At 62.5% G+C, this 21,582-nt stretch carries 36 protein-coding genes; 3 read left to right on the forward strand and 33 right to left on the reverse strand.

Annotated features, from left to right (window positions below):
* Positions 1-162: 162 nt before the first annotated feature.
* Together KDH09_12525 and KDH09_12530 are read left to right on the forward strand one after the other, a co-directional pair.
* On the forward strand, positions 163-1,077 hold the full coding sequence (locus tag KDH09_12525; protein ID MCB0220516.1) for an LEA type 2 family protein: 915 nt from the start codon (positions 163-165) through the stop codon (positions 1,075-1,077).
* A gap of 156 nt (positions 1,078-1,233) precedes the next feature.
* Positions 1,234-1,506 (forward strand): hypothetical protein, encoded by a 273-nt coding sequence (locus KDH09_12530; protein ID MCB0220517.1) that lies wholly within the window; start codon positions 1,234-1,236, stop codon positions 1,504-1,506.
* A 6-nt stretch (positions 1,507-1,512) separates the two neighbouring features.
* Here the strand turns inward: KDH09_12530 and KDH09_12535 are convergent, their stop codons facing one another.
* Together KDH09_12535 and KDH09_12540 are read right to left on the reverse strand one after the other, a co-directional pair.
* Positions 1,513-1,710: a twin-arginine translocase TatA/TatE family subunit gene (locus KDH09_12535; GenBank protein ID MCB0220518.1), complete on the reverse strand. Its 198-nt coding sequence runs from the start codon at positions 1,708-1,710 to the stop codon at positions 1,513-1,515.
* 32 nt (positions 1,711-1,742) lie between these two features.
* On the reverse strand, positions 1,743-3,581 hold the full coding sequence (locus KDH09_12540; protein MCB0220519.1) for a LysM peptidoglycan-binding domain-containing protein: 1,839 nt from the start codon (positions 3,579-3,581) through the stop codon (positions 1,743-1,745).
* 209 nt (positions 3,582-3,790) lie between these two features.
* Here KDH09_12540 and KDH09_12545 point away from each other — a divergent pair, with 209 nt between their 5' ends.
* Positions 3,791-6,157, forward strand: coding sequence for a Smr/MutS family protein (locus KDH09_12545; GenBank protein MCB0220520.1), 2,367 nt, complete (start codon positions 3,791-3,793; stop codon positions 6,155-6,157).
* Positions 6,158-6,232: 75 nt separating this feature from the next.
* On the opposite strand, the gene rplQ is transcribed toward KDH09_12545, so the two are convergent.
* The 31 genes from rplQ to tuf all read right to left on the reverse strand — a co-directional run.
* Positions 6,233-6,868, reverse strand: a complete 636-nt coding sequence (gene rplQ / locus KDH09_12550) for a 50S ribosomal protein L17 (GenBank protein MCB0220521.1) — start codon at positions 6,866-6,868, stop codon at positions 6,233-6,235.
* Between the two features lie 35 nt (positions 6,869-6,903).
* Positions 6,904-7,920, reverse strand: coding sequence for a DNA-directed RNA polymerase subunit alpha (locus tag KDH09_12555; protein MCB0220522.1), 1,017 nt, complete (start codon positions 7,918-7,920; stop codon positions 6,904-6,906).
* A gap of 59 nt (positions 7,921-7,979) precedes the next feature.
* Positions 7,980-8,597 (reverse strand): 30S ribosomal protein S4, encoded by a 618-nt coding sequence (rpsD, locus tag KDH09_12560; protein MCB0220523.1) that lies wholly within the window; start codon positions 8,595-8,597, stop codon positions 7,980-7,982.
* Positions 8,598-8,635: 38 nt separating this feature from the next.
* Positions 8,636-9,073 (reverse strand): 30S ribosomal protein S11, encoded by a 438-nt coding sequence (gene rpsK / locus KDH09_12565; GenBank protein ID MCB0220524.1) that lies wholly within the window; start codon positions 9,071-9,073, stop codon positions 8,636-8,638.
* Between the two features lie 57 nt (positions 9,074-9,130).
* Complete coding sequence (gene rpsM, locus KDH09_12570; protein ID MCB0220525.1) at positions 9,131-9,508, reverse strand: 30S ribosomal protein S13; 378 nt, start codon at positions 9,506-9,508, stop codon at positions 9,131-9,133.
* Between the two features lie 19 nt (positions 9,509-9,527).
* A complete protein-coding gene (gene rpmJ, locus KDH09_12575) occupies positions 9,528-9,644 on the reverse strand; it encodes a 50S ribosomal protein L36 (protein MCB0220526.1) in 117 nt (38 codons plus the stop codon).
* A 9-nt stretch (positions 9,645-9,653) separates the two neighbouring features.
* Positions 9,654-9,872 carry a translation initiation factor IF-1 gene (gene infA, locus KDH09_12580; protein ID MCB0220527.1) on the reverse strand — a complete coding sequence of 73 codons (219 nt, stop codon included), beginning with the start codon at positions 9,870-9,872 and terminating at the stop codon, positions 9,654-9,656.
* 32 nt (positions 9,873-9,904) lie between these two features.
* Positions 9,905-10,651 (reverse strand): type I methionyl aminopeptidase, encoded by a 747-nt coding sequence (gene map / locus KDH09_12585; GenBank protein MCB0220528.1) that lies wholly within the window; start codon positions 10,649-10,651, stop codon positions 9,905-9,907.
* Between the two features lie 61 nt (positions 10,652-10,712).
* Positions 10,713-11,339, reverse strand: a complete 627-nt coding sequence (locus tag KDH09_12590) for an adenylate kinase (GenBank protein MCB0220529.1) — start codon at positions 11,337-11,339, stop codon at positions 10,713-10,715.
* A gap of 35 nt (positions 11,340-11,374) precedes the next feature.
* Entirely contained in the window at positions 11,375-12,757 is a 1,383-nt protein-coding gene (secY, locus tag KDH09_12595; GenBank protein MCB0220530.1) for a preprotein translocase subunit SecY, read from the reverse strand.
* Positions 12,758-12,781: 24 nt separating this feature from the next.
* Positions 12,782-13,267 (reverse strand): 50S ribosomal protein L15, encoded by a 486-nt coding sequence (gene rplO, locus KDH09_12600; protein MCB0220531.1) that lies wholly within the window; start codon positions 13,265-13,267, stop codon positions 12,782-12,784.
* A complete protein-coding gene (gene rpmD, locus KDH09_12605) occupies positions 13,264-13,455 on the reverse strand; it encodes a 50S ribosomal protein L30 (protein ID MCB0220532.1) in 192 nt (63 codons plus the stop codon). The genes rplO and rpmD overlap by 4 nt, the downstream gene beginning before the upstream one ends.
* A 24-nt stretch (positions 13,456-13,479) precedes the next feature.
* The gene (gene rpsE, locus KDH09_12610; protein MCB0220533.1) at positions 13,480-13,992 is read right to left on the reverse strand and encodes a 30S ribosomal protein S5; all 513 of its coding nucleotides are present in this window, start codon (positions 13,990-13,992) and stop codon (positions 13,480-13,482) included.
* 14 nt (positions 13,993-14,006) lie between these two features.
* Positions 14,007-14,372 carry a 50S ribosomal protein L18 gene (locus KDH09_12615; GenBank protein MCB0220534.1) on the reverse strand — a complete coding sequence of 122 codons (366 nt, stop codon included), beginning with the start codon at positions 14,370-14,372 and terminating at the stop codon, positions 14,007-14,009.
* A gap of 21 nt (positions 14,373-14,393) precedes the next feature.
* Positions 14,394-14,933 (reverse strand): 50S ribosomal protein L6, encoded by a 540-nt coding sequence (rplF, locus tag KDH09_12620; GenBank protein MCB0220535.1) that lies wholly within the window; start codon positions 14,931-14,933, stop codon positions 14,394-14,396.
* A 10-nt stretch (positions 14,934-14,943) separates the two neighbouring features.
* Positions 14,944-15,339, reverse strand: a complete 396-nt coding sequence (gene rpsH / locus KDH09_12625) for a 30S ribosomal protein S8 (protein MCB0220536.1) — start codon at positions 15,337-15,339, stop codon at positions 14,944-14,946.
* Positions 15,340-15,360: 21 nt separating this feature from the next.
* On the reverse strand, positions 15,361-15,546 hold the full coding sequence (locus tag KDH09_12630; GenBank protein MCB0220537.1) for a type Z 30S ribosomal protein S14: 186 nt from the start codon (positions 15,544-15,546) through the stop codon (positions 15,361-15,363).
* 16 nt (positions 15,547-15,562) lie between these two features.
* Complete coding sequence (rplE, locus tag KDH09_12635; protein MCB0220538.1) at positions 15,563-16,174, reverse strand: 50S ribosomal protein L5; 612 nt, start codon at positions 16,172-16,174, stop codon at positions 15,563-15,565.
* Positions 16,175-16,188: 14 nt separating this feature from the next.
* Positions 16,189-16,530, reverse strand: a complete 342-nt coding sequence (gene rplX, locus KDH09_12640; GenBank protein ID MCB0220539.1) for a 50S ribosomal protein L24 — start codon at positions 16,528-16,530, stop codon at positions 16,189-16,191.
* A 22-nt stretch (positions 16,531-16,552) separates the two neighbouring features.
* Positions 16,553-16,921, reverse strand: coding sequence for a 50S ribosomal protein L14 (rplN, locus tag KDH09_12645; GenBank protein MCB0220540.1), 369 nt, complete (start codon positions 16,919-16,921; stop codon positions 16,553-16,555).
* 33 nt (positions 16,922-16,954) lie between these two features.
* A complete protein-coding gene (gene rpsQ / locus KDH09_12650; GenBank protein MCB0220541.1) occupies positions 16,955-17,230 on the reverse strand; it encodes a 30S ribosomal protein S17 in 276 nt (91 codons plus the stop codon).
* Positions 17,231-17,252: 22 nt separating this feature from the next.
* Positions 17,253-17,471 carry a 50S ribosomal protein L29 gene (rpmC, locus tag KDH09_12655; protein ID MCB0220542.1) on the reverse strand — a complete coding sequence of 73 codons (219 nt, stop codon included), beginning with the start codon at positions 17,469-17,471 and terminating at the stop codon, positions 17,253-17,255.
* Positions 17,468-17,887 carry a 50S ribosomal protein L16 gene (gene rplP, locus KDH09_12660; protein MCB0220543.1) on the reverse strand — a complete coding sequence of 140 codons (420 nt, stop codon included), beginning with the start codon at positions 17,885-17,887 and terminating at the stop codon, positions 17,468-17,470. The genes rpmC and rplP overlap by 4 nt, the downstream gene beginning before the upstream one ends.
* Before the next feature lie 27 nt (positions 17,888-17,914).
* On the reverse strand, positions 17,915-18,607 hold the full coding sequence (gene rpsC / locus KDH09_12665; protein ID MCB0220544.1) for a 30S ribosomal protein S3: 693 nt from the start codon (positions 18,605-18,607) through the stop codon (positions 17,915-17,917).
* A gap of 15 nt (positions 18,608-18,622) precedes the next feature.
* A complete protein-coding gene (gene rplV / locus KDH09_12670) occupies positions 18,623-18,958 on the reverse strand; it encodes a 50S ribosomal protein L22 (GenBank protein ID MCB0220545.1) in 336 nt (111 codons plus the stop codon).
* A gap of 5 nt (positions 18,959-18,963) precedes the next feature.
* Positions 18,964-19,239: a 30S ribosomal protein S19 gene (gene rpsS / locus KDH09_12675; protein MCB0220546.1), complete on the reverse strand. Its 276-nt coding sequence runs from the start codon at positions 19,237-19,239 to the stop codon at positions 18,964-18,966.
* Positions 19,240-20,076 carry a 50S ribosomal protein L2 gene (gene rplB, locus KDH09_12680; protein ID MCB0220547.1) on the reverse strand — a complete coding sequence of 279 codons (837 nt, stop codon included), beginning with the start codon at positions 20,074-20,076 and terminating at the stop codon, positions 19,240-19,242.
* Positions 20,077-20,106: 30 nt separating this feature from the next.
* Positions 20,107-20,397 (reverse strand): 50S ribosomal protein L23, encoded by a 291-nt coding sequence (locus KDH09_12685; protein MCB0220548.1) that lies wholly within the window; start codon positions 20,395-20,397, stop codon positions 20,107-20,109.
* A gap of 16 nt (positions 20,398-20,413) precedes the next feature.
* Positions 20,414-21,025, reverse strand: coding sequence for a 50S ribosomal protein L4 (gene rplD, locus KDH09_12690; protein MCB0220549.1), 612 nt, complete (start codon positions 21,023-21,025; stop codon positions 20,414-20,416).
* Between the two features lie 44 nt (positions 21,026-21,069).
* On the reverse strand, positions 21,070-21,378 hold the full coding sequence (gene rpsJ, locus KDH09_12695) for a 30S ribosomal protein S10 (GenBank protein ID MCB0220550.1): 309 nt from the start codon (positions 21,376-21,378) through the stop codon (positions 21,070-21,072).
* 49 nt (positions 21,379-21,427) lie between these two features.
* The coding region (tuf, locus tag KDH09_12700) for an elongation factor Tu (protein ID MCB0220551.1) at positions 21,428-21,582 on the reverse strand (155 nt) is incomplete at its 5' end.

Genomic DNA, 21,582 nt, shown 5'->3' on the forward strand with positions numbered 1-21,582 from the left:
TCGCCCGCGACGCCGACGCGGTGGTAGTGGGCAGCGCGCTCGTGAGCCGCATTGCCGAGCACGGCAAGTCCGCGGATCTCGAAAAAGTCGTCGAGGGCTTCGTGCGCGAGCTACGCCAGGGCGTCGAGCGCGCCGCGAAAAAACGATAAAGCGAGGAAGCTGTTGAGCGGGGAAGAAGACACGCAGATGGAGGTTTCGAAAATGCGGCGCGGGCCGCTCATCGCCGCCATCGCGGCAGGTGCAGTACTGCTCCTTGCCATCGCAGCCTACCTGCTCTCTCCGCGCATCAGCGTTGCAGGGTTCGAAGTCCAGCAGACCCGCGACACCCACTTCAAGTTCTCCCTCAAGCTTGCCATCCAGAATCGCCTGCCCGTGGACATCCGCGTCGATGCCTACGAGTTCTTTCTCGACGTCAACGACGAGCAGCTCGGCCACACCCACCAGAGCGAGCCCACGGAGATCCCCGCATGGGAGACCACCCACGTCACCATCGATGTCGAGGGCTATGAGAAAGACCTTCCCGAGTGGCTCCAGATGGGGCGGCGGATGGCACCGGTCAAGCGTGAGTACGAATACCACTTTCGCGGCTGGGTAAAACTCGGCCGCCCCTTCGGCTTTCACTACAACTTCGATACGCGCGGCAAGTTCCCCGGCTTTGCCATGCCCGACATGGTCTTTGGCAACATCCGGCTGGCCCGGATGGACCTGTTCAACCCCGAGGTCGACCTCGACGTCAAGTTCGTCAATCCCAACGGAATCGGCATCACCCACAAAAACTTCAAGGCCGACGTACTCATCAACGGCATCCCGGTTGGAGTCGTCCAAAAGCCAGAACCTGTTTACTACGAACCGCGCGCCGAGCGCGTCGAGACCTTCCGCTTCAAGATGGAGAGCATGCGCGGCGGTGCAGCGATGGTGCAGGTCTTCCTCTCGGGCGGAGAGATCATGCTGCGCCTCAAGGGCAGCGTGGATGTGAGCATGAAGGGGTACGGAGAATTCCCCTTCGAATTTGACAAAGAAGGACCTGCCCCGATTCAGGCCACAGGGCTCTTTGGCGGGCAGCGACGCGCCCGCTAAGCACGCGGCAGGCGCCTTTGACTCCGGGCCGCGCGGCTACCTAGACTTTTCACGCAATCGATAGCGGGCAAGACACGTGGGCCGCGACGCGAACAAGGCGAGTGCCGGGCGCGCCGGGTGCTTGCGGATTCACCAGGCATCGCATCAGGGGATTGAATGAAGGGCAAGATCAACGGAAACGCTGCGAAGGACGGGCGCGTGCTCGGCGTGCTGACGATGAAGCCCGTCCCCATGCCGGTTCAGTTTACCGTGGAAGAAGTGACGGCGCATCGTCACTTCGATTGCGCCCAGTATGACGAGTGCCTCGACCTGGCGGTCCGGAAAAAATGGGCCAACTTTACCTGCAGGGAATGCCCGATCTGGGACTTTCACAAGAAGAGCCAGGATGATCCCGAATCGGATCCTTCTTCGGGCCTGATCGGCGAGTAAGCCCGCTCAGGTGCGCGGCTCGTCGCCTTCCTCATCCTCTTCAGCATCTTTCTCGCTCTGGGCCTGCTCGCTGGCATTGCGGAAGTTCCGGATCGCTTTTCCAAGGGCTTCGGCCACCTGCGGGATCTTTTTGCCGCCAAAAAACAGCGTCACGATTCCCAGAATCACCACGGCCTCGGTCACACCGATTGTCACGGCTTCCATGAATACTACGGGCTGCGTTTCCATCGGATTGCTCACTTCCTGGGGACGCGGAGCTGGAGTTCCTGCCCCGGCTTGATTGTCCGCCAATCGACCTTCGGATTCCAGGTCTGGAAATCCTGGAATGCGACGCCGTGCTTCTTGGCAATGCCCCACCCGGTATCGCCGCGCCGAACCTTGTATTTCACAGTGGTGAGCTGCGCGGCGATGGCGGCGTCGTCCTTGACGCGCACGCGGGTGGTATCCTTGAAAGCCTCGGCGCTGTCTTCCGGCAAATACACGGTGATCACGTCACCGGGCATGATGCGATTGCCGCCGGGGATCTCGTTCCAGCGCTTGATGTCGCTGATGGTCACTCCGAAGCGCCGCGAAACCGACCAGAGGGAGTCGCCGCGCTCGACCACGTGGAGAAGCTCGGCATAGCCCTTGGGCGTCTTGTATTCCGTGTTCTGCAGCATCCGGCTGGCGCTGGCGAGCCGCGCCGGCGGTTTCTTGGGCTTGGTGCCCGGGCGCACCGGGATCTGGATCGTCTGCCCCGCGCGCAGGTAGCGACCGATCCGGTTGAGGCGCTTAATCGCCCACTGATCGGTCTGATACATGTAGGCGAGCTGCGAGAGGGTCTCGCCCTTTCGCACCTTGTGAGTCAGGAAGGTCCGCGACTTGCCCTTGTTGAGCTTCTCGAAGTTCTCGGCAAAGAGCGCGCTCTTGCCTTTGGGGATGCGCACCTCGTAGTGGCTGCCCTCTGGCGGCGTGAACCAGCGTCGGTAGTGGGGATTTAGGTCGTGGATCGTCTGGTACGACTCGTCCACTGCCTTGGCAAGGATCGCCAGGTCCGTCGAGGGCGGCACTTCCACCGTCTCGTATTCGTAGGCCTCTTCGGGCTCAATTCCCACAAATCCAAAGCGCTCGGGGGCCTTGGCCAGAATCATTGCTGCCAGCATCTTGGGGACGTATTCGCGGGTCTCACTGCGCAGGTAGCGATGGTTGAGCAGCTCCCAGAATGTGGTCACGTTGTAGCGCGCCAGTCCGCGACGGATCTTACCGCCGCCTGCGTTGTAGGCCGCCGCCGCCAGATACCAGCTTCCGAATTCATCGTGCAGGTCGCGCAGGTGGCGTGCCGCCGCGCGGGTGGCCTTGACCGGGTCTCGCCGCTCGTCCGTCCACCAGTTGACGTGCAGGTCGTACATGCGGCCGGTGGCCCGCATGAACTGCCAGGGCCCCACCGCCCGCGCGCGTGAATAGGCGCGCGTGGAAAACCCGCTCTCGATCATGGCCAGGTAAACCAGGTCCCTGGGCACGCCTTCTTCTTCGAGAATTCTCTCGAACATCCCCTGCCAGCGCGGCAGGCGGGCCAGCCACTTGTTGAAATGTTTTTGCCCCTTGCCGGTGAAGTAGAGAATCCAGCGCTCGACATGGGAGTTGAGCAGCATCGGAATGTAGTCGTCGGGCACCTTCTCGCCCTCGGGCGGGATGCCGCGGTAGATGACCAGATCGTCGATCTGCTCACCGAGTTCGGCGTCGGGCTGCGAGAAAAATCCCTCCAGCCGCGACAGGATCTGCTCGTTCTCTTCCGGGGTGACCTCGGGCAAGTCACTGGGAAGATCCGGGATGAGCTCCAGCTCCCCGGCCATGGCCTCGTTGATCTCGCCCTGGTCCTCTTCGGTGGAGACCTCCGCAGCCGCCGCCTCCGCGGAATCGGCCTCATCGGCTGCTTCTGCTTCCGTGATCGCGCCGGGTTCGCCTGTAGCGGCCTGTGCAACGGCATCCCCGGCAACAGGGCACTCACAGGGGCAATCGGGACAGCCGAAAACCCCGGCGCAGGCGCTCAGATTCAGGACAAGACACAGGCAGACAAAAGTTCGAAAGTTCAGCATTCAGTTGGTCTCAGGAGTAGCTCTGGCGGCAGGATCGATTCTTCGAGGATGTTTCCGGGAGCCGCCGCGATCGGTCCGGCCCCTCTGGCGCCCTGGATGCCCTCACCCAGATGGCAAGTTTGCCATTCTAGCGGCGGGACAAGTGGGAAGCAAAAACAGCGCCTGCGGGGCTGCAACGGGCTCGCGAAGGGGCTATCCTCCGCCGCGCAATGACGAATGCCGCACACAACAGCCTGCTCAACCTCGAATGGCCCACCCTACTGGGGCGCCTGGCCGAGCTGACCCAGACCGACGAGGGCGCGCGCCGCGCCGCCGGCCTGCCCATCGACCTGGCCCCCGACGAGATCCGCGCCTCGCTCACGCTGGTGACCGAGGCCATGCACCTGCTCGCTTCGGGAGCGGCGCCGGGGCTCTCGGGTGCCGCGCCACTCGACACCGAGCTCGGACGCGCCCGCCGCGGCGCCACGCTTGAGGGCGAAGACCTCTGGCGCATTCTTCAGAGCGAGCGCATCGCCTGCGAGGCGCACGAGACGATCACCGCAATGGCCGGCGAAGTGCCCGCACTTGCGACGCGCGCCCAGGAGCTGGGTATCAGCCGCGATTTCATTTCCCGTCTGGAACGCTCGGTCGATGCCGAGGGTGAGATTCTCGATACCGCCAGCGCCACGCTATCGGGCCTGCGACGTGACGTGCGAGGCCGCGCCGACGGTATTCGCCGCCGCATCGAGGGGATCCTCAGCGATGAAAAATACCAGTCCTTCCTGCAGGATGACTTCTGGACCCTGCGAGAGAACCGCTACGTCGTCCCCCTGAAAATGGGTGCGCAGGCCCAGATCGACGGCATCGTCCACGACACCTCGAACACCGGGCACACCGTGTTTCTCGAACCGCGCGAGATCATCGACGCCAACAACCGCCTCAAGATGGCCGAGAGCGAGCTCGCCGAGGAAGAGCTGCGCGTGCGGCAGGAACTCTCTGACCGAGTGCGCGCCCGCGCCGACGAAATCGAGTCCGGCGCGAAGTTCCTGCTGGAGTTTGACGTGCTGCTGGCCAAGGGGCGGCTCTGCATCGCCCTGGACGCCCACGCACCCGAGCTTTCCGAGAGCGGCGCGCTGGAGCTGCGCGGCCTGGGTCACCCGCTCCTGCTGCTCGATCAGGACAAGGTCATCACCAACGACGTGAAGGTCGGGAGTGATTCGCACCTGCTGGTTGTCTCGGGTCCCAATGCAGGCGGCAAGACGGTGCTGCTCAAGTCCTTGGCGCTGGCGGCGCTCATGGTCAAAGCCGGCCTGCCCATCGCCGCCGAGGAAGGATCGCGCATTCCGGTCTATGACCGGGTCTTTGCCGACATTGGCGACGCCCAGTCGCTCGCCGCGCATCTTTCGAGCTTTACCGGCCACCTCACCCAGATCACCCACATCCTCGCCGAGGTCAGCCCCCATTCGCTGGTCATTCTCGACGAAGTGATGAGCGGCACCGCCCCCACCGAGGGCGCGGCCCTGGCGCGCGCGCTGCTCGAGCACTTCGCGGCGAAGGCGGGCCTGGTGGTCGCGTCGACCCACTACGATGAAGTCAAAGCCATGGCCGAGAGCGATGAGCGCCACGTGGGGCTCTCGATGGCGATCGACCCCACGACGCTGCGTCCGACCTATCACGTGCAGGAAGGCGCCGCCGCCCGCTCGCTGGCCTTTGAAGCCGCCCGGCAGATCGGCCTTCCCGCCGATGTGCTCGAGCGCGCGCGCGAGCTGTTGAGCCCTGAAAAGCGCGAGGAGTTCACCCAGCTCGAGCGCCTTGAAGCCGAGGCCCGCCGCATCGAAAGCGTGCGCAAACAGAGCGAGACTCAGCTTGCCGAGGCCAACCGCAAGAAGCGCGACTATGAGGCGAAGCTCGAAAAGCTCAAGGAGCGAGGCGACAAGGCGATCCTTTCCGAGGCACAGGCCCTGCGCGAGGAGATCTCGGCGGCTCGTGCGGCCCTGCGGCAGGTGCGTCGCGCAATCCGCATGGGCTCTGCTGCAGAGGGCGAAGACGCCCTTGCCGGCGCGCTCGAGCGTGCTGAGCAGCTCGCCGATTCGGCGAAGACTGAAGAGAGCGGCGGCGGAGAGCGCGTCGACTGGTCACAGGCCAGTATCGGCGATCCGGTACGTCTTGCCGGCACCACCCAGGCGGGGACGCTGGTGGAGCTTCCCGATTCGCGCGGGCGCGCCCGCGTCGAAGTCGGCGGAAACCGCATGGTGGTCGATGCCGCGCGCCTGGAAGCCGCCAGCGCGCCACGCAAGGCGCCCGAGGTGCTCACCACCGCGGGCGTCGTCTACGAAACGCCCCAGGGCAGCGCGCGCACCCTGGACCTTCGCGGCGAGCGCGAGGAAGAGGCGCTCGAATCGCTGACCCGCTTCCTCGACCAGGCCGTGCTATCCAACCTCAACGAAGTCATCGTCATTCACGGCCACGGCGAGGGCATTCTCAAGCGGGCGGTGCGCGAGCAGCTCAAGCGCTCACCCTATGTTTCCGACTTCCGCCCGGGAGGCCGCGGCGAGGGAGGCGACGGCGTTTCCGTCGTGACGCTTCGAGCCTCCTGATCTCTTTGCCAAGCTCCAAAGAAAAAGCCCCCCACCGGAAGGTGGAGGGCTTTTTTGATTGTCTGAGTCGGCGCCTTATTCGGGCTTCTTCTCTTCCTCGGCGGGAGCTTCCTCGGCACTTGCCTCTGCGGCGGGTGCTTCGGTCACTTCGGCCTCGGCCTGCGTGGCGGGCGCAGCTTCGACTTCCTCGGTCGCTTCGGTGCTGGCTGCTGCTTCTTCAGCGGCGGCTTCGACCTTGGCATCCTCGGCGGCTTCCTTTTTGGTGGAAGGCTTAGAAGCGGCACTCTGCGTTTTCTTCGGAGCGCCGCGCTTCTTCTTGCTGCTCTTGGGAAGCGCTTCTTCAACGAATTCCACGCGGGCCAGCGGAGCGTTGTCGCCCTTGCGGAAGCCCAGCTTGATGATGCGGGTGTAGCCGCCCTCACGCTCGGCATAGCGCGGCGCAATCGTGTCGAAGAGCTTCGACACGCTGTTGCGGCTGCGCAGGCGGTCATAGGCGCGGCGGCGCTGCGTGTGCTCCACGACGCCGGTGTCGGCAACACCTTCCTTGCCGAGCGTCACGATGCGGTCGGCATGGCGGCGCAGTTCCTTCGCCTTGGTTTCGGTGGTGGTGATCGCCTCATGCTCAATCAGCGAATTGAGCATGTTGCGCCACATGGCCTTGCGGTGGCTCGAAGTACGGCCAAATTTACTTACGTCTCTACGATGTCGCATGACAATGCTCCCGGGGGAATCCGTCCCCCAAATAATCAGTCGAGCTTGGAGCTCGGGGGCATCCAGCCCTCAGTCTTCATGCCGAGACCCAGATGCATCTCGCCCAAAATTTCCTTGATCTCGTTGAGCGACTTGCGACCGAAATTCTTCGTCTTGAGCATTTCGGCTTCGGTGCGCTGAACGAGTTCGCCAATGTAGCGAATGTTCGCGTTCTTGAGGCAGTTGGCACTGCGGACGCTGAGTTCGAGCTCATCGACGCTCTTCGAGAGGCTCTCGTTGAGGCGCTGCTGCTCTTCATCGGCGGCCACGTCGGTGCCGGCCACGGCGCCGAGCTGCTGCACGGCGGGCTCGGCCTGTTCTTCAAAGTTGATGAAGACCTGAACCTGTTCCTTCATGATCTTCGCGGCGTAGGCGATCGCGTCCTCGGGCTTGACGGTGCCGTTGGTCCAGATCTCGACAGTGAGCTTGTCATAGTCGGTGCGCTGGCCCACGCGGGCGTTGGAGACCTGATAGTTGACCTTGCGGATCGGGCTGAAGGCCGCGTCCATGGGGACGGTGTCCACCGGGGCACCTTCATCGCGGTTGCGCTCGGCCGGGACGTAGCCCTTGCCCATCTTCACGGTGGCGCGAAGCTTGAGCGAGGCCGAGTCCGAGAGGGTCGCGATGTGCAGGTCGGGGTTGAGGATCTCCACGCCCGAGGGCACGGTAAAGTCACCGGCCGTCACGTTGCCCGGGCCGCTCTTGTTGAGCGAAATTTCGACAGGGCCTTCGCCTTCCAGGCGGATCAGCACGTCCTTGAAGTTCAGGATCACCTCGGCGACGTCTTCCTTGACGCCCGGGATGGTCGAGAACTCGTGCTTGACGCCGTCGATCTGCACCGCACTGATGGCCGCGCCCTGGAGCGAGGAAAGCAGAATGCGACGGAGGCTGTTCCCCAGCGTAATGCCGTAGCCACGCTCCAGCGGTTCGACGACGAACTTGCCGTAGTCGCTGCCCGCTTCTTCAGCTTCGAGCTTGTTGGGCTTAATCAGATCACGCCAATTTTTAAACATAGAAACTACCTCCAGCATGGCGCGAACCATGAAGATCCGCGCCTCGCTATCAATCCGGATTACTTCGAGTAGAGCTCGACGATGAGCTGCTCACGGACTTCGCGCACCGGGAGCGGAAGCTCGTCGCGTGCCGGATGGGCCTTGACCACACCAGCGAACTCTTCCTTGAGCTGGTCGAGCCAGGGAACGACGCCCACCTGCTCGCCGATCTCGATGGCGCGAGCAACGTCCGGGTTCTTCTTCGCCTTGGCGCTCAGTTCGATACGGTCACCGACGTCCACCTTATAGGAGGCGATGTCGACCTTGTGACCGTTCACGCGCACGTGACCGTGGGCGATCATCTGGCGCGCATGCTGGCGCGAGTTGGCGTAGTTGAGCCGGTAGAGCGTGTTGTCGAGCCGGGCCTCGAGCAGACGCAGCAGGTTCTCGCCGGTCACACCCTTCATGCGGTGCGCCTCGTGGAACGTGCGACGGAACTGCTTCTCGAGCAGGCCGTAGATGCGCTTGACCTTCTGCTTCTCGCGAAGCTGAACGCCATAGTCCGAGGTCTTCTTGCGGCCCTGACCGTGCTGGCCCGGGGGATAGGGACGGCGTTCGAGAACGCGCGCGCCCTTGCGTGAGAGACCGATACCTTCCCGGCGGGAAAGTCGTGCAATGCTTCCTGTATAACGTGCCACTTCTCTTCGTCCTTACGTGAGGGTAGTCCCCTGCCCGATTAAACCCGACGCCGCTTGCTGGGGCGGCAGCCGTTGTGGGGCAGCGGAGTGACGTCCTTGATCATGGTGACGCGAATGCCGATGGCCTGGATGGCGCGAAGCGCGGCTTCACGACCCGAGCCAGGGCCCTTGACGCGAACTTCGGCCGAGCGCATGCCGCGGTCCATGGCCTTCTTGGCGGCGGTTTCGGCTGCGACGGTCGCTGCGAAGGGAGTCGACTTGCGCGCGCCCTTGAAGCCCGAAGCACCGGCCGTCGACCAGGCGATGGCGTTGCCCTTGGGATCGGTCACCGTGATGATCGTGTTGTTGAACGTCGCCTTGATGTGAAAGATGCCGGTCTCGACGGGCGGCTTGCCCGCGCGACGACGAACACCCTTCGCCGGAGCTGTCTGCTCCTGGCTCTGTTCTTCGGCTTCTGGCGTGGTCTCTTCTGCCATTTCCAATGCCTTTCTCAAGCAATGCCTGGTCCGACGCGGACCGGGCCGAGTGCTCTCTTACTTCGTCGCCTTCTTCTTGCCGGCGATGGTCTTGCTCGGGCCCTTGCGGGTGCGCGCGTTGGTGTGGGTGCGCTGGCCGCGAACCGGAAGGCCGCGACGATGACGCAGGCCGCGATAGCAACCCAGGTCCATCAGACGCTTGATGTTCATGGAGATCTCACGACGGAGATCACCCTCCAGCGTGTACTGGCCTTCAAGGATCTGACGAATGTTGGAAACGTCGACTTCCGTCAGATCATCGCTGCGAAGGGCGGGATCAACTCCCGACTTCTCAAGGATGTCCGCGGCAGTCTTGTTGCCGATTCCATAAATGTAAGTCAGCGCGACTCTCATCGGCTTGTTACGTGGAAGGTCTACACCGGCGATACGTGCCATAACCGTAAAACTCCTGGGCCTAGCCCTGCACCTGCTTGTGGCGCGGGTTGGCCGAACAAATCACGCGGACTTTGCCGCTTCGCTTAATGACTTTGCACTTGTCGCACATCTTGCGAACTGAGGCCCGAACTTTCATGGCCTGCTCCTACTTCTCGCGGTAGGTGATCCGCCCACGAGAAAGATCGTAGGGGGACAGCTCTACCGTCACCTTGTCACCCGGGAGAATCTTGATGAAATACTTGCGCATCTTCCCGGAGATATGCGCGAGCACCTTGTGTCCGTTATCGAGTTCGACTCGAAACATGGCGTTGGGCAGTGGCTCAACCACCGTTCCCTGCACCTGAATCATGTCTTCTTTCGACATTCTTTCCTTCTGCTTCCGATTCCTGCCCGCCCCTAGAGCGTGGTCAGGATCTCCGTGCGGTCTTCCAGAATGGCGATCGCATGTTCAAAATGGGCCGAGGGCTTGCGGTCCTTCGTAACAACCGTCCAGCCATCGTCCAATGTTTCCACTTCGGCCGTGCCCAGGTTGATCATCGGCTCCAGGCACAGAACCATCCCCGGACGGATGCGCAGGCCCTTGCCCTTGCGTCCGAAGTTGGGGACCTGGGGCGGCTCGTGCAGTTCGCGCCCGATGCCGTGCCCCACATACTCACGAACGACGCCGTAGCCAAGCCCCTCGCAGTAGCTCTGAACGGCGAAGCCGATGTCCTCGAGACGGTTTTCCGGTCGTGCCTGCTCGATGCCCAGCGCCAGCGATTTCTGGGTGGCATCCATGAGCTTCTGCACTTCCGCGGAGACCTCACCCACCGGAACGGTGGTGGCCGAGTCGGCAAAGAAGCCGTCGAGCTTCACACCGAAATCGACGCTGATGATGTCTCCGTCCTTGAGCGGGCGATCATTGGGGATTCCGTGGACGACTTCCTCGTTGACCGAGGTGCAAAGCGTGCCGGGAAACCCGTGATAACCCTTGAACGCGGGGACCGCACCGGCCTCAAGCGTCCATTTCTCCGCCAGTTCATCGAGATCGAGCGTTGTCATCCCGGGCTTGGCCGCCTCGGTCAGACGAGCGAGGATTTCCGCGACGATCCTGCCGGCGCGTCGAATCTTCTCCACTTCGTCTTTTGTCTTCAGCTCGATCACTTGAACTACTCTTCACTGCTCCCGAATGTTTTACTTGTAACATGCGGGAATTCTTCGCTTTTCAGGCAAGCGCCTCTTTGAGCCGCTTGGTAATCTGGTCAACCGCACCCACGCCCTCGACGTCGCGAACGATGCCCTGCTTGCCGTAGAAATCAATCAGCGGGGCCGTCTGGTCTCGGTAGACCTCAAGGCGCTTGAGCACGGTCTCTTCGGTGTCGTCGTCGCGCTGGTAGAGCTCGCCGCCGCACTTGTCACAGACCCCGTCCTTGGTGGGGGGGTCGAACTTCACATGATAGGTCGCACCACACTCGCGGCACATGCGCCGACCGGTGATGCGCGCGACGATCTCATCGTCGGGAACGATGAAGTTGACCACGCGCTCGATCTTGCGGCCCGCGCCCTCGAGCATGTGACCAAGGGCGTCGGCCTGGGCCACCGTGCGGGGGAAACCATCCAGGATGAAGCCCTTGGCGGCGTCATCCTCGCTCAGGCGGTCCTTGACGATGCCGATGATGACTTCGTCGGGAACCAGGTCGCCGGCGTCCATGAACTGCTTGGCCTTGAGGCCCAGCTCGGTACCCTCGCGAACGGCTCCGCGCAGGATGTCGCCCGTCGAGATCTGCGGGATTCCCAGCTCATCGGTGAGCCGCTGGGCCTGGGTGCCCTTCCCGCCTCCTGGCGGTCCCATCAGAATGAGGTCATTGCGTTCCACAGTCACGATCCTCAGGCTCCGCGACGCGAACCGCGCACCGCGCGACCGCCGCCGAAGAAGCCCTCATAGCTTCTCGAAATCATGTGGGTCTCGATCTGCTGCGCCGTATCGAGGGCCACGCCCACGACAATCAGCAGTCCCGTGCCGCCGAAGTAGAAGGGAACACCCATCTGCGTGGAGAGCACCGAGGGAAGCAGGCAGACCGCCACCAGGTAAATCGCGCCAAGCAGGGTCAGGCGCGTGAGAATCCGGTCGATATATTCGGCGGTGCGATGGCCCGGACGGATGCCCGGAACAAAACCACCGTTGCGACGCAGGTTGTCGGCCACGTCGAGCGGGTCAAAGGTGATCGCCGTATAGAAGTAGGCGAACAGCACGATCATGGTGCCGTAGACGATCTCATAGACGAAGTAGCCACCGCCAGGCTGGAAATAGGCCGCCACGCGGTTGAGCATGTGGGCCAGCCAGTAGTAGGCGTCAACGGCGACACCGGCGTTGGCCGGTGCCTCGCCCATGCCCTGGGTCATCTGCGCAAGCGTCGGGATGAAGAACATCAGCGAGCTGGCAAAAATGGGCGGAATCACGCCGGCGGTGTTCAGGCGCAGCGGCAGGTAGCTCTGCTGACCCTGTACCATGCGGCGCCCCTGCATTCGCTGGGGATACTGCACAGGGATGCGCCTGTGGGCGCGCTCCATCCAGATGATGAACACCAGAACTCCCAGCATCCCGATTCCCAGAAGGAAGAGGGTGAAGGGCTGGATCTCCCCAGCATCAATGGCCGAGTAGGTGTTCGAAATCGCCGCGGGAACGCGCGCGATAATACCTGCGAAAATGATCAGCGAGATGCCGTTGCCGATGCCGCGTTCGGTAATCTGCTCACCGATCCACATCAGCAGCGCCGTGCCGCTTGTGAGCGTGACAATCGAAATGGCGCGGAAGCCCCACCCCGGGTTCGTCACGATCGGACGGCCAAGCGGATCGGTCAGCGATTCAAGACCACGCGCCATCACCGCCGCCTGCACCAGGCAAAGACCGATGGTGGCGTAACGGGTGTACTGCGTGATGCGGCGACGACCCAGCTCGCCTTCCTTCTGGATCTCCTCAAGGGGCTTGAACACCTTGACCAGAAGCTGGAAGACGATGGACGCCGTAATGTAGGGCATGATTCCCAGTGCAAAGACCGAGAACTGCTCAAGCGCGCCACCCGAGAACAGGTTGAACAGGCTCAGGATCGTTCCCTTGGCACCCTCGAAAAAGGCGGCAAGCGCTTCCTTGTCCACGCCGGGGGTGGGAACCACCACGCCAAGGCGATAGACCAGAAGCATCACGACGGTGAAGCCGATCCGGCGTTGCACCTCCGAGAGGCGCGGGCTGGTTTGGGGTCGCTGAGCCATTACTTACCTACTACCACTTGCTGCTTAGGCCGAAGCCTCGCTGCTGGAGCCCTCTTTGGCGATGAACGGGGGAATGATCTCCACGCTGCCGCCGGCCGACTCGATCTTCTTGCGAGCGGCTTCCGAGATATGATCCACCTTGAGGTTGATCGCACGGTCGATTTCACCATTGGCCAGCACCTTCACCGGACGATTCTCGGTGGAGATGACCTTGGCCGCGCAGAGCGTGGCGCGATCAACCGTGGCGCCCGCTTCGAAGCGACGAAGCTGGTCCAGGTTGACTTCCTGCACGCGCACGCGGTTGCGCGAGACGAAACCGCGCTTGGGAAGACGGCGAATCAGGGGATTCTGACCGCCTTCGTAGGCGCGCTTGCCGCCCGAACCGGCACGCTGGCCGGCGCCCTTGTGGCCGCGGCACGAGGTCTTGCCGTGTCCCGAACCCGGGCCACGACCGACACGCTTGCGAGATTTCTTGGCGCCCTTGGCCGGACGCAGGTCGCTGAGCTTCATTTCGATTCCTCGACGATCTCCACCAGGTGGAAGACCTTGTTAACCATCCCACGGATAGAGGGAGTGTCTTCACGTTCAACTTCATGACGAATGCGACGCAGCCCAAGGCCGCGAAGGCTCTCGCGCTGGCGCTGGGTGCAGCCGGCCTTACTGCCGGTCTGACGAATTCGAATGGTCTTGCCTGCCATCTGTAGCGTCTCCAGTTCCTACGGTTACTCGGCGCTTGCGGAGCCCTTGGGCTCTTCGGCGTCGCGGCTGCGCATGGCATCCACTTCTTCGCGGCTGCGAAGCTGATTGAGGCCATCCATGGTCGCGCGAACAACATTGTGCGGGTTGTTCGTGCCGTGGCACTTGGCGAAGATGTCACGCACGCCGGCTGCTTCAAGAATGGCGCGCGCGGCGCCACCGGCGATCACGCCCGTTCCGGGCGAGGCCGGGCTCATGAACACGAGACCGGCGCCGTAGTGACCGTGCACTTCGTGCGGGATGGTTCCATTGACAACGGCAATGGGGCGCATCTCACGACGGGCCTTCTCGATTCCCTTCTTGATGGCGTCGGGGACTTCCTTGGCCTTGCCCTTGGCGACGCCGACCTTGCCGTTGCCGTCACCGACGACGACCAGGGCCGAGAAGCTGAAACGACGACCGCCCTTCACAACTTTCGCATTACGCGCGATGTGAATGACCTTGTCGATGAATTCGCTGTTTTCCTGCTGATAAGCCATGAGAGTCCTTCCAATCAGAACGCGAGTCCGCCCTCGCGGATCGCTTCGGCCAAGGCCTTCACTACGCCGTGGTAGCGGTAGCCACCACGATCAAACACGGCCTGCTCAACCTTGAGCGCCTTGGCCTTCTCTGCCAGGACCGAACCGACGGCCTTGGCCTGTTCCATGCCGCCCTTGAGGTTCTGCGAGCGAACCTCCTTGCTCAGGGTCGACACGGTGCCCAGGCAACGACCCGACTGGTCGTCGATGATCTGGGCATAAAGATGCTTGTTGGAGCGAAACACGCAGATGCGCGGACGCTCGGGGGAACCAGCGACCACACGGCGAATTCGCCGGTGACGCATCTGCCTGCTTTCAGTTCTGGTACGAATCTTGGCCATGAGCCTATCCTCGCCGGCTGATTACTTGCCGGCCTTCTTGCCTTCTTTGCGGCGAACCTGTTCGCCAGCGTAACGGACACCCTTGCCCTTGTAGGGCTCGACCGGGCGGTAGGCGCGAATTTCAGCCGCCGCCTGTCCGAGCTTCTGCTTGTCGATGCTGCTGAGCACGATCTGCGTGGGCTGCGGGGTCTGGGCCTCGACTCCCTCGGGCAGCGCGTAGGCCACCGGGTGGGAGAAACCAAGCGAGAGGTTGACCACCTTGCCCTTGGCCTCGGCGCGATAACCGACGCCGGTGATGTCCAGCACGCGCTGGAAACCCTCGGAGACGCCGTGCACCATATTCTTCACGAGCGCCGAGGAGGTTCCCCAGAACGCGCGCTGCTTGCCGTCGTTCGGCTTGGCCACTTCCACCTGGATGTGGTCACCGACCGAGATCTTCACGCACGCGGGAAGCCGCTGCTGGAGCTCGCCCTTGGGGCCCTTCACCGTGACCAAGTCACCGCTGACGGAGACGTTCACGCCGCTTGGCACCGCGATTTGCTGTCGTCCAATTCGTGACATGCCTAAATTCCTACCAAACCTCGCAGAGGACTTCGCCCCCGACGTTCTGTGCGCGTGCCTCGGCGTCAGTGACCAGTCCGCGCGATGTCGAGACAATCGCGTAGCCAAGGCCATTGAGGACCGGCTCCAGGTCGGTCGCGCCGCGGTATACCCGACGGCCTGGACGGCTGACGCGGCGAATGCCGTGCAGTACCGGTCCACCGTTGGGGGTGTAACGCATGGTGACGTGGAAGACGCTTCCCGGGCCTTCCTGCTGCTCTGAATACTCGTTGATGAATCCCTCACGCTGAAGGATGTCAAGAATCGAGCGCTTGATCCGGGAGCTGGGAATGACCAGCGTCTGCTTCCGGGCCCTGGCGGCATTGCGCAGCCGCGTCAGGCAATCTGAGATCGGATCGTGCATCATGGGTCCAGTACCTCCCCGCCCCTACCAGCTCGCCTTAATGACACCCGGGATTTTGCCCTCGAGTGCATTCTTGCGGAAACAGAGGCGGCACATGTCGAACTTACGAAGGTAGCCGCGAGGGCGACCGCACAGGGGGCAGCGGTTGTACTGCCGAACCTGGAATTTCTGCGGGCGCGTGGCCTTCACTTTGAGTGCTGTACGAGCCATGTCTTTCTCGCTTCTCCTACTTGCGGAAGGGCATACCCAGCTTTGTCAGCAGGGCACGGCCTTCCTCGTCGGTCCGGGCTGAAGTCACAAATGTGATGTTCAGGCCTTTGATCCGGTCGATCTTGTCGTAATCGATTTCCGGAAAGATGATTTGTTCGCGGACGCCCATGGTGAAATTACCACGGCCATCGAATCCGCGCGGCGAAACCCCACGGAAGTCACGCACCCGGGGGAGCGAGACGTTGATCAGACGATCGAAGAATTCCCACATCATGTTGCGACGCAGGGTCACCATCACGCCGATCGGGCTGCCCTCGCGAAGCTTGAAGTTCGCGATGGACTTGCGGGCGCGGGTGACGACCGGACGCTGACCGGAGATCGCTGCCAGTTCGGCGGCGGCACCTTCGATCACCTTGGTGTTGCTGCCCGCATCGCTCAGACCGCCAAGACCCATGTTCAGTACCACGCGGCTGAGCCCGGGCACCTGCATGGTGTTCTTGAATCCGAACTCTTCCTTGAGCGCGGGAACGATCTCGCTGCGATACTGGAGAAGCATGCGCGGGGGCGCGCCCTTCTCGTGGCCGGTATCGCCGGTGATCCCCGCTGTCAGTTCGACTTTCTTTGCCATCTTCCTGCGGTCCTTTAGTTATCGAGCAGTGCGCCGGATTTCTTTGCGTACCGGCGCCGCGTGCCATCTTCCTGAACCCGGAACTCAACGCGCGTGGGCACGTCTTTCTCGGGGTCAAGAACCATCACGTTCGAAAGGTCGATCGGAGCCTCGCGCTCGACAATCCCGCCCTGGGGAGCCGTCTGCGAGGGCTTCTGATGCTTCTTGATCATGCGGACATTCTCGACCACCACGCGCCCCTTCTTCGGGAGCACGCGGATGACCTTTCCGCGTTTGCCTTTGTCCGCGCCGGCGACGACCACAACGGTGTCACCCTTCTTCACGCGGAGCTTCTGAAACTTGAGGTTCTGCGACATGACTACAGTCCCTGGCCTCTGTTTAGAGGACCTCCGGTGCGAGCGATACAATCTTCATGTAATTGCGGGCACGCAGTTCACGGGCGACCGGGCCGAAAATACGGGTTCCGATCGGCTCGCCGTCCTTGTTGATCAGCACCGCGGCGCTGTCATCAAAACGGATGAATGTTCCATCGGGTCGGCCATTGGCCTTGCGGGTGCGCACCACGACGGCACGAACCACATCACCCTTCTTTACCTTGCTCTGGGGCAGCGCTTCCTTGACCGAGGCGACGAAGATGTCGCCAAGTCCGGCGTAGCGCCGCCGACTGCCGCCGAGCACCTTGATGCACTGGATGCGCTTGGCACCCGAGTTGTCTGCGACGACAAGCTGGCTCTCTACCTGAATCATGCTCTTGGGCCTCCGGCTCCGTAATGGGCCTAATTAGACCTTGGCTCGCTCGACCACGCGGCTCAGGCGCCAGCGCTTGGTCTTGCTCAGCGGACGGGTCTCGACGATCTCCACGCGATCACCAATCTGACAGGTGTTCTCTTCGTCGTGGGCGGTGTACTTCTTGTTGCGACGCACGTACTTCTTGTAGACCGGGTGCGGAATGAGCAACGTCACACCGACCACAACGGTCTTGTCCATCTTGTTCGAGAGCACCTGCCCCACCTGGGTGCGCGGCGCCTTGCGAGTGTCTTCACTGGTCTGCGGCATCGTCATCTACCTGCTCGCCCTTTCAGGCTTCGGTTGCGCCCTGGTTTTGGGCGGGCTTGCTGCGCTCGTTGAGCACCGTCTTGAGACGGGCGATCGTCCTGCGAACATTTCCGTAAAGCGCCGTGTTCTCGATTCGTTCGGTGGCGCTGCGCAGCCGGAGCCGGAAGAGCTCGTCGACCCGGTCGCTGAGCTGCTGCTTGAGTTCCTCGTCGGAGAGGTTGCGGATTTCCGTGATTTTCATTCCAGTCCCTCCGATCGTTCGATCACGCGGGTCTTGATCGGGAGTTTGAAGGCCGCCAGGCGAAGTGCCTCTTTGGCGAGCTCGGGATCCACACCTTCCATTTCGTAGAGGATGCGACCGGGCTTGACGACGGCGACCCAGAATTCCGGGGCGCCCTTGCCCTTACCCATGCGGACTTCAAGGGGCTTCTTGGTGATCGGCTTGTCCGGGAAGATCCGGATCCAAACCTTGCCGCCACGCTTCACCTTGCGGGTGATGGCGATACGGGCCGCTTCGATCTGGCGCGAGGTGATCTTGCCGGACTCCACCGCCTGGATCCCGATTTCCCCGAAAGAAAGCTCGGAACCACGGTGGGCCTTGCCACGGACGTGGCCCTTTTGCACCTTGCGGTATCGCGGTCGTGCTGGAAGCAACATTGCTCGTTATCTCCTGGTCTCTAGCTCTCAGGACGCCGCAGCGGCCTCGGTTTCGGCGGTCACACTCGAAGTGGAGCTGTCGCCGCGTGCGCGCTCGGGGAGGATGTCACCCTTGTAGAGCCACACCTTCACACCGATAACGCCGTAAGTGGTGCGCGCCTCGGCAGTGCCGTAGTCGATGTCCGCACGGAGGGTGTGCAGGGGAACACGTCCCTCGCGATACCATTCCTTGCGGCCCATCTCGGCGCCGCCCAGACGGCCGGCGCAACGAACCTTGATTCCCTTCGCACCCAGGCGAAGCGAGGTGGTCACCGATTTCTTCATCGCGCGACGGAAGGCCACGCGGCGCTCGAGCTGGAGGGCGATGTTCTCGGCCACAAGCTGGGCGTCAAGTTCGGGACGGCGCACCTCAACGATGTTGATGAACAGCTCGGTCTTGGTCAGCTTCTGCAGGTCCTTCTTGAGGGACTCCACATCGCTGCCGCGCTTGCCGATGATCAGACCCGGGCGCGCCGCATGGATGTTGATCTTGGCCTTCTTTGCCGCACGCTCGATCTCGATCCGCGAGATTCCCGCCGGATAGAGCTTCTTCTTGATGTGCTTGCGAATGGCCAGGTCCTCATGCAGGAACTGGGAATACTGCTTCTCGGAGAACCAGCGCGACTGCCAGGTGCGAATGACACCGAGCCGGAATCCGTTGGGATGTACTTTTTGACCCATACCGAACCTTCTCTCTTACTTCTCGTCGTCGACCACCACAGTGATGTGGCTGGTGCGGTGAAGCAGCGGGCTGGCGCTGCCGTGAGCGCGGGTAAGCCAGCGCTTCATCGTGGGACCTTCATCGACGAAGATCTTCTTCACATGGAGCTGATCGACGTCGCTACCATGCAGCTCTGCAGCGTTGGCGGCAGCCGAGCGGACGATCTTGTCGATGACCGGGGCCGCGGCCTTGCGGGTGAGCGCAAGCTGGGCAATCGCCTCGGGCACCGGCTTGCCGCGAACCAGGTCCGCTACCAGCCGGGCTTTACGCGGCGTGATTTTCGCAAATCGCAGTACGGCGCGTGATTCCATGGCGTTTACTTCTTGCCTTTCTTGCCGCCGGCGTGACCGTAGTAGGTGCGCGTCGGGGAGAACTCACCGAGTTTGTGGCCGACCATATTCTCGGTCACAAACAGGGGAACAAACTTCTTGCCGTTGTGGATCAGGAACTGCACACCGACAAAGTCGGGAGTGATCGTGGAACGACGACTCCAGGTCTTGATCGGCTTGGTGTTGTTCGCCGCGCGGGCGGTGTCCACCTTCTTCTCAAGGTGTCCGTCGATGAACGGACCTTTTTTAACGCTTCTAGGCATTTAACGAACTCCCTTGGGCCGGCGACGCAGAATGTAGCCGTCGGTGCGCTTGTTGCTGCGCGTCTTCTTGCCCTTGGTCTGCCAGCCCCACGGGGAAACCGGATGCGGGTTACCCTGAGAGGACTTGCCTTCACCACCGCCGTGGGGGTGATCGACCGGATTCATAACCACGCCGCGAACGTGCGGGCGGCGTCCCTGCCAGCGCGAGCGGCCGGCCTTACCAATCGAGAGGTTGCTGTGATCGGCGTTGCCGACCTGGCCGATGGTGGCGCTGCAGCGGGCCAGGACGCGGCGGATTTCACCGGAGGGCATGCGAATGATCGCGTAACCCTTGTCCTTGCCCAGAAGCTGCGCCGAGCTGCCGGCACTGCGCACGAGCTGTCCACCCTTGCCGAGCTTGAGCTCGATGTTGTGGATGGTCGTGCCGTCGGGAATCTTCTCGAGCGGGATGGCGTTGCCCACCAGGATGTCGGCCTCGGGTCCCGACATCAGGGTCTGCCCCACCTTCACGCCGACCGGCGCGAGGATGTAACGCTTCTCGCCATCCACATAGTGGAGCAGCGCGATGTTCGCCGTGCGATTGGGATCGTATTCGATCGCCGCAACGCGGGCGGGCACGCCGTGCTTGTTGCGACGGAAATCGATCTGACGGTAACGACGCTTGTGGCCTCCGCCGCGGAAACGCGAGGTGGTCACGCCACGCTTGTTGCGGCCGGCGGTCGTGTCGATTCCCTTGGTCAGCCGACGCTCAGGCTTCTTGTCGGAGAGTTCCGTGAAGTCCAGCGTGGTTTGGAACCGGCGACCTGCACTGGTCGGTTTGTACTTTTTCACTGCCATGGTAACTGCGCTCCTGATCCGTTGGGCCGTTTACAGTGCGAGCAGGTCGAGCTCGCTGCCGGGGGCCAGACGGACGATCGCTTTCTTCCAGTTCGGACGCTTGTAGGTGTTCATTCCGCGGCGCTTGCGCTTGCCGGCGACCAGCAGGGTGCGGACATCGGCCACCTTCACATTGAAGAGCTCTTCGACGGCGCGGCGAACCTGTACCTTGTTGGCCCACACGGCCACTTCAAAGGCGACCTGGTTGCCGTGGTCCTTGAGGAGCGTCGCCTTCTCGGTGATGAGCGGCTTGACGATGACGTCCTGTGCTACTTTCGACATGACTTACGCTCCTGCCTCAGGCCGCCGCCAGGAAGCCGACCAGCTTCTCCAGCGCGTCCTTTGTAATCACGATCCGCTCGTGCTCGATCAGGTCGATCGGGTTGAGCTGGTCGAGCGTCAGCACGGTCACTTCCGGCAGGTTGCGGGCGCCCAGCTCGAAGTTCTTCGAGCACTGATCCACCAGGAACACCGCGCTGGCCGCTCCGAGCTGGTCGAGGATGCCCTCTACCAGACGGGTCTTCGGCTCGGGAAGCTCCACATCCTTGACCACGATGATCGCGTTCTCACGGGCACGCTCACTGAGCAGGCCGCGAAGGGCTGCCCGGCGCATCTTGCGCGGCATCGCCGCGCTGAACTCGCGCGGGGTCAAATGATGAATCATCGCGCCACCACGCCACAGCGGAGAGCGACGCGAACCGGCGCGGGCACGGCCCGAGCCCTTCTGCTTCCAGGGCTTGGCGCCGCCGCCGCGGGTTTCTGCGCGCCCCTGCGTGGCCTTGGTGCCAAGCCGCGCATTGTTGCGCTGACGGACCACGAGCTGATGCACCGTGGCGGCACTGAAGGGCTGCGCAAAGACGCTTGCCGGCAGTTCCATTTTCTCGATCGAGAGCTGTGCTTTTCCAGCCATCGTTCTTCCTCACACTCCTGGAGCGCTTCCCTTGCGGGAGCTCCTTAGAGCTTGATCTCCACGTCCACGCCGGCCGCCAGGTCGAGCTTCATGAGCGCGTCCACGGTCTGCTGGGTGGGGTCCAAAATATCAAGGAGCCGTTTGTGGGTCCGTATCTCGAACTGCTCACGCGACTTCTTGTCGACGTGCGGCGAACGAAGCACGGTGTAACGCTGAATCCGCGTGGGAAGCGGAATCGGCCCAGAAATACGGGCTCCCGTACGCTTGGCCGTGTCCACGATTTCCCGGGTCGACTGATCCAGGATCTTGTGGTCAAAGGCCTTGAGACGGATTCTGATTTTCTGACTCTGCATGGCTTTCGTACCGCCGTAGTCTCTCTACCGGTGCCCGTGGGCAGCGGTGCTACTCAATAATCTCCGTAACAACGCCGGCTCCGACGGTGCGTCCGCCTTCGCGGATTGCGAAGCGCACGCCGTCTTCCATGGCGATGGGGGTGATGAGTTCTACTTCCATCTGGGCGTTGTCGCCCGGCATGATCATTTCCGTTCCCTCGGGAA

The organism is Chrysiogenia bacterium (assembly GCA_020434085.1).
GTDB lineage: Bacteria > JAGRBM01 > JAGRBM01 > JAGRBM01 > JAGRBM01 > JAGRBM01.